Genomic DNA, 7,489 nt, shown 5'->3' on the forward strand with positions numbered 1-7,489 from the left:
ATTAAAGCGGTACGCGAGCTGGGTTCAGAACGTCGTGAGACAGTTCGGTCCCTATCTGTCGTGGGCGTAGGATATTTGCAAGGAGCTGTCCCTAGTACGAGAGGACCGGGATGGACGCACCTCTGGTGCACCAGTTGTCACGCCAGTGGCACAGCTGGGCAGCTATGTGCGGAACGGATAAACGCTGAAGGCATCTAAGCGTGAAGCCGCCCTTAAGATAAGATATCCCTTCTGTTTACAGAGTAAGACCCCTTGAAGACTACAAGGTTGATAGGCTCAAAGTGTAAGCACGGTGACGTGTTTAGCTAGCGAGTACTAATCGGTCGAGGGCTTAACCTTATTGGTTATGACTACTCCTTTTAACCAACAGCTTTTTCATTATTCAATTTTGAGGATTCGTTCCTCTTCACTTAGTCGGTGGCGTTTGAGTTGAGGTCACACCTGTTCCCATGCCGAACACAGTAGTTAAGCTCTTCTTCGCCGAAAATACTTGGATGGTAACGTCCCGGTAAGATAGGGTGCTGCCGACACCTATGCACCATTAGCTCAGATGGTAGAGCAACTGACTCTTAATCAGTGGGTCCTGGGTTCGAGTCCCCGATGGTGCACCAAATTTCCCGTAACGGGCAGATATATTTTTGCTCGCTGCGGTTTTTCTTTATATGCTGCAGCTCAGCATTATATGGCCCGTTGGTCAAGCGGTTAAGACTCCGGCCTCTCACGCCGGCATCGGGAGTTCGATTCTCCCACGGGTCACCAATATTTCCTCTCGCTTGCGTGAGGTCGTTATGCAAGCTTCTCAAAAAGCTTGCTATTTTTTTGCTCTATGTGGACCATTAGCTCAGTTGGTTAGAGCAACCGGCTCATAACCGGTGGGTCCGGGGTTCGAGTCCCTGATGGTCCACCACATTTTTTTATCTAGGGGTATAGCTCAGTTGGTAGAGCAGCGGTCTCCAAAACCGCGTGCCGAGGGTTCGAATCCTTCTGCCCCTGCCAGAGTTGAAAGTCAGGTGAATGATATGAATATTCGTAACAGAAAAGTCGAAAATATCTATCATTCACACTGCTTTGTGTTCTAACTTCTTTTGTGAATAATGAATTTAAGTGTTTTCGATTTTTCGGGAACACTTTTATATTTGTGAAATGAGGAGTTTTATGGGCACAAAAAATACTGAGATCATAGCGATACGGACAAGTGAGTATTTATCAGAAAATCTTGCTTTGCAGATTTCTAATTCTCTTTGGGAGCAACCTGACATTGCAGGATTGAGAACTATGCTTTATTTTTTCAAGTCAGAAACAGACTATTTTAATGTGATAGCACAAAGTAGTTCTGGCGATTTTGTGGGAAGGCTATGTTGTATACAAAATATTGATGACCCTACACTTTGGTATTATGGTGATCTGTTTGTTGTGGAAAACCACCGTCGCAAGCATATTGCGGAGAAAATGATTACAACAGCCTTTGATGTACTGAAAGACAAGGGCTGTAAAACTGTACGAACTTATGTTGATCCACAAAACACATCGTCACTTGAGTTGCAGAAAAAGCTTGGCTTTACTGAAAAACCATATCAGACGTTTAATGATCTGATAAATAATGGTGACCTGATGTTTGAAAAGCAGTTTGGACAAATATACAACGCTGTGACTGTACGAGAAAAACTTGATGTAAAGATAGTAGCCAATCTTTACAACAGAAATTTGAAGGCTTTACACGGTGATAAAATATCCTATGACGAGTGGTGTAAGTCGATTTTGAATAATGATACAGATGAGGAAAATTTTCTGATATGTCGAGGACTTATGCCTGTTGCCTGGCTGAAAATCAACGGACTAGAAAACGCTGAAGTTGGTTATATTTCAATGCTTGCCGTTGAGCCAAAATATCAGTATTATGGCGTTGGAACATTTGCGGTCGAGTTTGCTAATAGCTTTTTGCATGACAAAGGTAAAAGATTTGTTCGAGTGCAGACCACTGCTGATAATTTATCTGCTATAGGGTTATATAAAAAATGTGGTTTTGTTGAAGTTAGCAAAACACAAGATGTTTGTGGTGATGAAACTGAATTATGCAAAGTCATGTTTGAAAAGCGTATTTAATTATATTGGTTTTAAAAGAATCCTCTCCAAAGCATTCACTTTGGAGGGGACAACTATATACTTTTCTGCGGCTTTTTAACGTCCATCATGACTTCTTTAAGACATAACTATCATTATGATAAGTTGCCTTGCCAAAAATCTTTTCCATCTTCTTTTATATACCTATATCAACGAACTGCATATATCGTAATATTATTATAACGTTTTAATCATATTTTTAAACTATTGACGACTATTAAATGGAATTGTTTCATCTGTAAAAAAACAGACCCCTATTTAAAACAGGGGTCTGATAAATTTAGCATTTTTCTTTCTTTTTGAACTTTGTCAGATTGATTATCAACGCAAAAAGTGCCATAAAAAGAACTGCCACTGCGAGAGTAACTGTCGATAATTTAATAAGGCTGTCAGTTAAGCCATACATGGATCTTGTGAGTGCATTATACACAGTGTCATTATGTATCGCAAGCCCATCATAATATTTTGTACCCTTTAGGATAGCACACGGAACAAGAATGAGCATTGAGGAACAGAAAAGTGAAGTACCTACCCAATAAAGCAAACCGCATATATGCTTTCTGTTTACTGCTGCCGTAACGCCTATAAATATAACAGCCGTTGCAATAAGAGCTATCCTTATTTTTCTCGCAAGCACAAGCAGATCTTTAAGCTTTGTGGAAATGCCATTAGGTTTATTTATATGGCTCAAAAGCATAACGTCAAGGTCGGATTCAATTGCCTGTTCCACATTTTTTATTGTCTTCTGCTTTATGTCTTCAAGTTCCTGAGTATATTCAACGCCTTCTTTTTTAGCCCATTTTGTATAATCGTCTGAGATATTCTTTTCAAAAAGCGTAAAGTCTGCCTTAAACTCAGGAAGTCCACTCTTTTTGCCAAGAATATAACTGAAAGTATCTTCAACATAGCTATAAATAGCGTTTGATACATCAGTTTTGTTAATCGACTTCTTCAGGGTATCAGCTTCAACACCAGTGTAGGCATATTGTTGTTCACAATATGTCTGTATTTCCTGAAAAGCCGTGTCCTCGATTTTTATCTTGTGCATACTGTTCGTATAGGTTGTCGGTTCAAAGAAAATATTGTCTGCCGCAAACAGAAGTGACAGCGCAAGGAATATAAACGCCAAAAACAGCGAGATTATCAGATTAGGCAGGTAGTTGTATAGTTTTTTGTTTTTCACAGATCTTACCCTCCTAATTCTTATATTCTTTGCTTACGACTTTGCAGATAACATAAAGCCTCTGATCTGAAAGACCCATATATCCATTGTTCCAGCAAGTGTAGAGTATCAGATCATCTACAGGTGGATCTGCGGTCACGTCATAATACAAAAGGGAGGTATCTGTGTCTGGAAGTACCTTAGTTTCTGTGACCTCATAAGTAAATTTGCCATAATCCGTTTTTAGTATCACTTGATCACCCACTAGAATATTAGGTAAATATCTGAAATAAGTGTGGTTATGTGCCGCAAGGACAACTCTGCCTGTAGCACCTATATATGCAGAATAGTTAGATTGCACAACACCTTTTGCTAGAAGATCATCAGAGTCTCCCCAGTAAACAGGCTCTTTGTCAATGTCTGCCTTATCATTCTTTACGGTCAGCTCGGCATATTTGTCGCCGTAGTACGGATAGATTATCTCATGCTGTTCCGTCTTTTTATCAGAATCTGGCACTGTGACTTTTGTTAATCCCTTCATAGGCAGTGCGTCTGCATTTCTGTATTTATTATCCTCTGATGGGTTTTTCAAATGAGCGTTCTCATTGAACGCTATTGCTGCATATCCTTGCAGCTCTATGAATTTTTTATAACTTACCAGCGTCATGATAGACAAACAAAGAGCCAAAACTAAAAGAGGCGTCAAGACCATTACAGCCACTGACGTCCTCTTATTTTTTTTCAGTTTGTTTGCGTCAGACGAGGAAGCTTTAACCTCTTTCCTGACCATATCTTAGCACTCTTTGTTCTTCTTAACAGCTACTGTAATACCAAATGCACTAAGAGCAAGTGTAAGAACCGCAACAACCTGAACAGCTGTCATGCTGTTTGCACCAGTATTAAGTGAACCGTTACCTGTGTTTGTTCCAATGTTTGTATTGCCATCTGAATCAACGACTTGAACGTTCCAATCCTTGCTTGTAAGCTCGTCTACCTTGATAGTAACACCAAAGTGTTTACCTGTAGCTACGCAAGCATCAGCAATAGCCTTTCTGCTATCCTCGCCCATTTCCTTAAACACCTGTCTAAGCTGATCGTTTGTTAGTGAAGCAAGATCTGTTCCTGCACCAAAAAGCTTGTCAGCAACAGGCTGAACATATGTAGCACCACAATCAGAGAGAGCCTTTACCATGTAATCATAGTCAGCAGAGCTGAACTTTGAAGCGTGAGAATCAAGGTAGTTCTTAAGCTCTGATACATGGTTAGAAGGAACACCTGCTGATTTAGCTGCAGAAACAACATCGGCAGAAGAAGCTGCTGATGCGCTTACAACCATTGTTGAAGCAATGATGAACGCAGTAACAGAAGCCGAAATTGACTTAAATATCTTTTTCATAACACCTATCACCTTTCGTAATATTTTCTTATAACAATATTATACACTATTAAAATTCGATTGTCAATATTTTTATTGGTATTTTTTTCAGAAAAAAGCAAATATTTTTACGATGATTTGAAATAGTTATGTATAAGTGCGTATATGCGCTGTTTCATATAATTGTATATTGCTGGAAAATGCAAAAGATTTTCAGCATTCTCAAATAAAAGACTTATAACATTACTGTTTTGGTGCTTTTATGATTTTTGTCAAAGCTGATCTCAAAGCATTTAGATATAATTTCTACATTAATTATTATAATTATACGTCTTGACACGATGTCATGTCATGGTGTATAATTTTTTTGTATGATATAATTGACGTAATGTGCAAGGAGGATATATGAAAAATTATCTCAATGAAAGCCTTTCAGCTCAGGAAAGAGCTGAAGCACTTGTAAATGAAATGACCGTAGAGGAGGCGGCTTCACAGCTTAGATATGACGCTCCTGCTGTTGAGCGGCTCGGCATTCCTGCCTATAACTGGTGGAATGAGGGTATCCATGGGCTTGCACGAAGCGGTGTGGCCACCATGTTTCCACAGGCAATAGGTCTTGCGGCTATGTTTGACACCGACCTTGTGTTCAAAGTGGCAGATATAACCTCCACAGAAGCTCGTGCTAAGTATAATGAGTATTCAAAGCGTGATGACAGGGATATATACAAGGGTCTTACCCTTTGGGCACCTAATATAAATATTTTCAGAGATCCACGCTGGGGCAGAGGTCATGAGACTTACGGTGAAGACCCTTATCTTACCGCAGAGTGCGGCAAGGCATATGTAAAAGGCTTGCAGGGCAGTGGCAAGGTACTGAAAACTGCCGCTTGTGCAAAGCATTTTGCAGTACATAGCGGACCTGAGGCTGTTCGCCATGAATTTAATGCAGAGGTTAGTTGGAAAGACCTTGAAGAGACCTATCTTTACGCCTTTGAGGAGCTTGTAAAAAAAGCAAAGGTCGAGGGTGTAATGGGTGCGTATAACCGTGTGAATGGCGAGCCGTCATGTGCTAGTGAGTTTCTAATGGGCAAGCTCGACAAATGGGGTTTTGATGGCTATTTTGTTTCTGATTGCTGGGCGATAAGGGATTTCCACGAACACCATATGGTGACGTCTTCTCCTGTAGAGTCGGCCGCAATGGCACTTAAAGCAGGTTGTAATGTGAACTGCGGTTGTACGTATGTACACTTGCTTTCTGCTCTTGACAAGGGGCTTGTGACAGAAGATGAAATCCGGGCTTCCTGTGTTGCTCTTATGAGAACTCGCATAAGACTTGGCATGTTTGACAAGTCAACGGAATATGACAACATACCATACAGCGTTGTTTCCTGCCCTGAGCATAAAGCTGTATCCTACCAGTGTGCAGTGAAGTCCATGGTGCTGCTCAAAAACAAGGGTATTCTTCCGCTTGACAAAAAATCAATATCAACTATCGCTGTAATAGGACCAAATGCCGACAGCAGAGCGGCTTTAGAGGGCAATTATAACGGCACAGCCGACAGGTATGTTACTTTCCTTGAGGGTATCGAGGACGCATTTGAGGGCAGGGTGCTTTATGCTGAAGGCTGTCACTTGTATAAGGACAGAGTATCGGGTCTTGCACAGGCAGGGGATAGATACGCCGAAGCTGAGGCGGCAGCGGCAAATTCTGATGTTGTGATACTTTGCGTTGGTCTTGACGCCACTATTGAGGGCGAGGAGGGCGACACAGGTAATGAGTTTTCATCAGGTGACAAGAACGATCTAAGACTTCCTGAAAGTCAGCGTGAGCTTATAAAGCGTGTCGCAAAGATCGGCAAGCCTATGATAGTGGTATGTGCGGCAGGAAGCTCAATAAATATCGAGCATGATTGTGACGCTCTTATTCACGCATGGTATCCGGGCTCAGAGGGCGGCAAGGCTATTGCGGATATTATTTTTGGTAAAGTGTCGCCATCAGGAAAACTGCCTGTTACATTCTATAATAGCGCCGACAAGCTACCTTGCTTTACTGATTATGCTATGTCTGATAGAACATATAGGTACACGAGGGATAACATTCTTTATCCATTCGGCTATGGTCTTACTTATGGAGATGTTGTTGTTACATCGCTTAGTTATGACGATGGCAAAGTCAATGTAGAGGTAGAAAATAACGGTGCCGATACTTGTGATGTTATCGAACTTTACATTAAATCACATTGTGATAATGCTCCGGCTTATCCTGTGCTGTGCGGCTTCAAGAGAATTTTTGTCAAAAAATGTGAAAAGCTTGATGTTGAAATCGAAATACCTGACAAAGCTTTCTCAACAGTGTCAGATATCGGCGAGAGAAAACAGTTTGCAAAGGAATTCACCCTCTATGTCGGTACGCATCAGCCTGATGAACTTAGTTGTCAGCTTAGTGGTACAAACTGTATGAGTATCGAGATAGAACGATAATGAAAAGAGATCTTACAAACGGCAGTATCATAAGCTTGCTTCTTGCTTTTTCAAGCCCGATGATACTGTGAAATCTGCTCCAGCAGGTGTATAAAATTGCCGACACATTTATTGTTGGCAGATCTCTTGGCGAAAATGCCCTTGCGGCTGTGGGCGGCACATACACCCTCACGACTTTTCTTTATTCGATCATAATAGGTCTGTGCATGGGCTGTGGCTCGCTTGTTTCTTATTGTTTCGGTGAAATAAATGAACGCCGCCTGAAAGGCTGTCTGAACATATCATTTCTGATGATAGGCGCTGTAAAAAAACGCGCAATAAAAAAAGACTGCAACCACCCTTAAAAGGGT

6 protein-coding genes, 4 tRNA genes and 2 rRNA genes are annotated in these 7,489 nt (G+C 41.1%); 9 read left to right on the top strand and 3 right to left on the bottom strand.

The genetic code is table 11. The annotated features are described in order from the left end of the window. From WS40_RS09745 to WS40_RS09775, 7 genes are all read left to right on the top strand, one after another. Window positions 1-339, top strand: a 23S ribosomal RNA gene (locus tag WS40_RS09745); the annotation flags it as partial. A gap of 74 nt (window positions 340-413) precedes the next feature. Next, window positions 414-530: ribosomal RNA gene (gene rrf / locus WS40_RS09750) — 5S ribosomal RNA — on the top strand. A 5-nt stretch (window positions 531-535) separates the two neighbouring features. After that, window positions 536-611 (top strand) — tRNA-Lys (locus WS40_RS09755). 73 nt (window positions 612-684) lie between these two features. Further along, window positions 685-759, top strand: a tRNA-Glu gene (locus tag WS40_RS09760). Window positions 760-830: 71 nt separating this feature from the next. Beyond that, window positions 831-907 (top strand) — tRNA-Ile (locus WS40_RS09765). Between the two features lie 13 nt (window positions 908-920). After that, window positions 921-996, top strand: a tRNA-Trp gene (locus tag WS40_RS09770). Between the two features lie 159 nt (window positions 997-1,155). Next, entirely contained in the window at window positions 1,156-2,103 is a 948-nt protein-coding gene (locus WS40_RS09775) for a GNAT family N-acetyltransferase (protein ID WP_195551789.1), read from the top strand. Window positions 2,104-2,401: 298 nt separating this feature from the next. On the opposite strand, the gene WS40_RS09780 is transcribed toward WS40_RS09775, so the two are convergent. From WS40_RS09780 to WS40_RS09790, 3 genes are read right to left on the bottom strand one after another with little or no spacing between them, the layout of a single operon-like run. Continuing rightward, window positions 2,402-3,304: a hypothetical protein gene (locus WS40_RS09780; protein ID WP_046441936.1), complete on the bottom strand. Its 903-nt coding sequence runs from the start codon at window positions 3,302-3,304 to the stop codon at window positions 2,402-2,404. A gap of 13 nt (window positions 3,305-3,317) precedes the next feature. Next, window positions 3,318-4,073 (bottom strand): class D sortase, encoded by a 756-nt coding sequence (locus WS40_RS09785; protein ID WP_325208520.1) that lies wholly within the window; start codon window positions 4,071-4,073, stop codon window positions 3,318-3,320. 3 nt (window positions 4,074-4,076) lie between these two features. Further along, window positions 4,077-4,679 carry a hypothetical protein gene (locus tag WS40_RS09790; RefSeq protein ID WP_046441937.1) on the bottom strand — a complete coding sequence of 201 codons (603 nt, stop codon included), beginning with the start codon at window positions 4,677-4,679 and terminating at the stop codon, window positions 4,077-4,079. A gap of 384 nt (window positions 4,680-5,063) precedes the next feature. Between WS40_RS09790 and WS40_RS09795 the strand changes: the two genes are divergently transcribed. Together WS40_RS09795 and WS40_RS09800 are read left to right on the top strand one after the other, a co-directional pair. Next, window positions 5,064-7,139, top strand: coding sequence for a glycoside hydrolase family 3 C-terminal domain-containing protein (locus tag WS40_RS09795; RefSeq protein ID WP_046441939.1), 2,076 nt, complete (start codon window positions 5,064-5,066; stop codon window positions 7,137-7,139). Between the two features lie 74 nt (window positions 7,140-7,213). Then, entirely contained in the window at window positions 7,214-7,483 is a 270-nt protein-coding gene (locus tag WS40_RS09800; RefSeq protein WP_325208521.1) for an MATE family efflux transporter, read from the top strand. Window positions 7,484-7,489: the final 6 nt, after the last annotated feature.

Source organism: Ruminococcus sp. N15.MGS-57, from assembly GCF_000980385.1.
Lineage (GTDB): Bacteria > Bacillota > Clostridia > Oscillospirales > Ruminococcaceae > Hominimerdicola > Hominimerdicola aceti.

Bases quoted from the DNA above. Each gene is read 5' to 3' on its own strand.
- WS40_RS09775 (WP_195551789.1), top strand. From the start codon at position 1,156: ATGGGCACAAAAAATACTGAGATCATAGCGATACGGACAAGTGAGTAT.
- WS40_RS09795 (WP_046441939.1), top strand. From the start codon at position 5,064: ATGAAAAATTATCTCAATGAAAGCCTTTCAGCTCAGGAAAGAGCTGAA.
- WS40_RS09785 (WP_325208520.1), bottom strand. From the start codon at position 4,073: ATGGTCAGGAAAGAGGTTAAAGCTTCCTCGTCTGACGCAAACAAACTG.
- WS40_RS09790 (WP_046441937.1), bottom strand. From the start codon at position 4,679: ATGAAAAAGATATTTAAGTCAATTTCGGCTTCTGTTACTGCGTTCATC.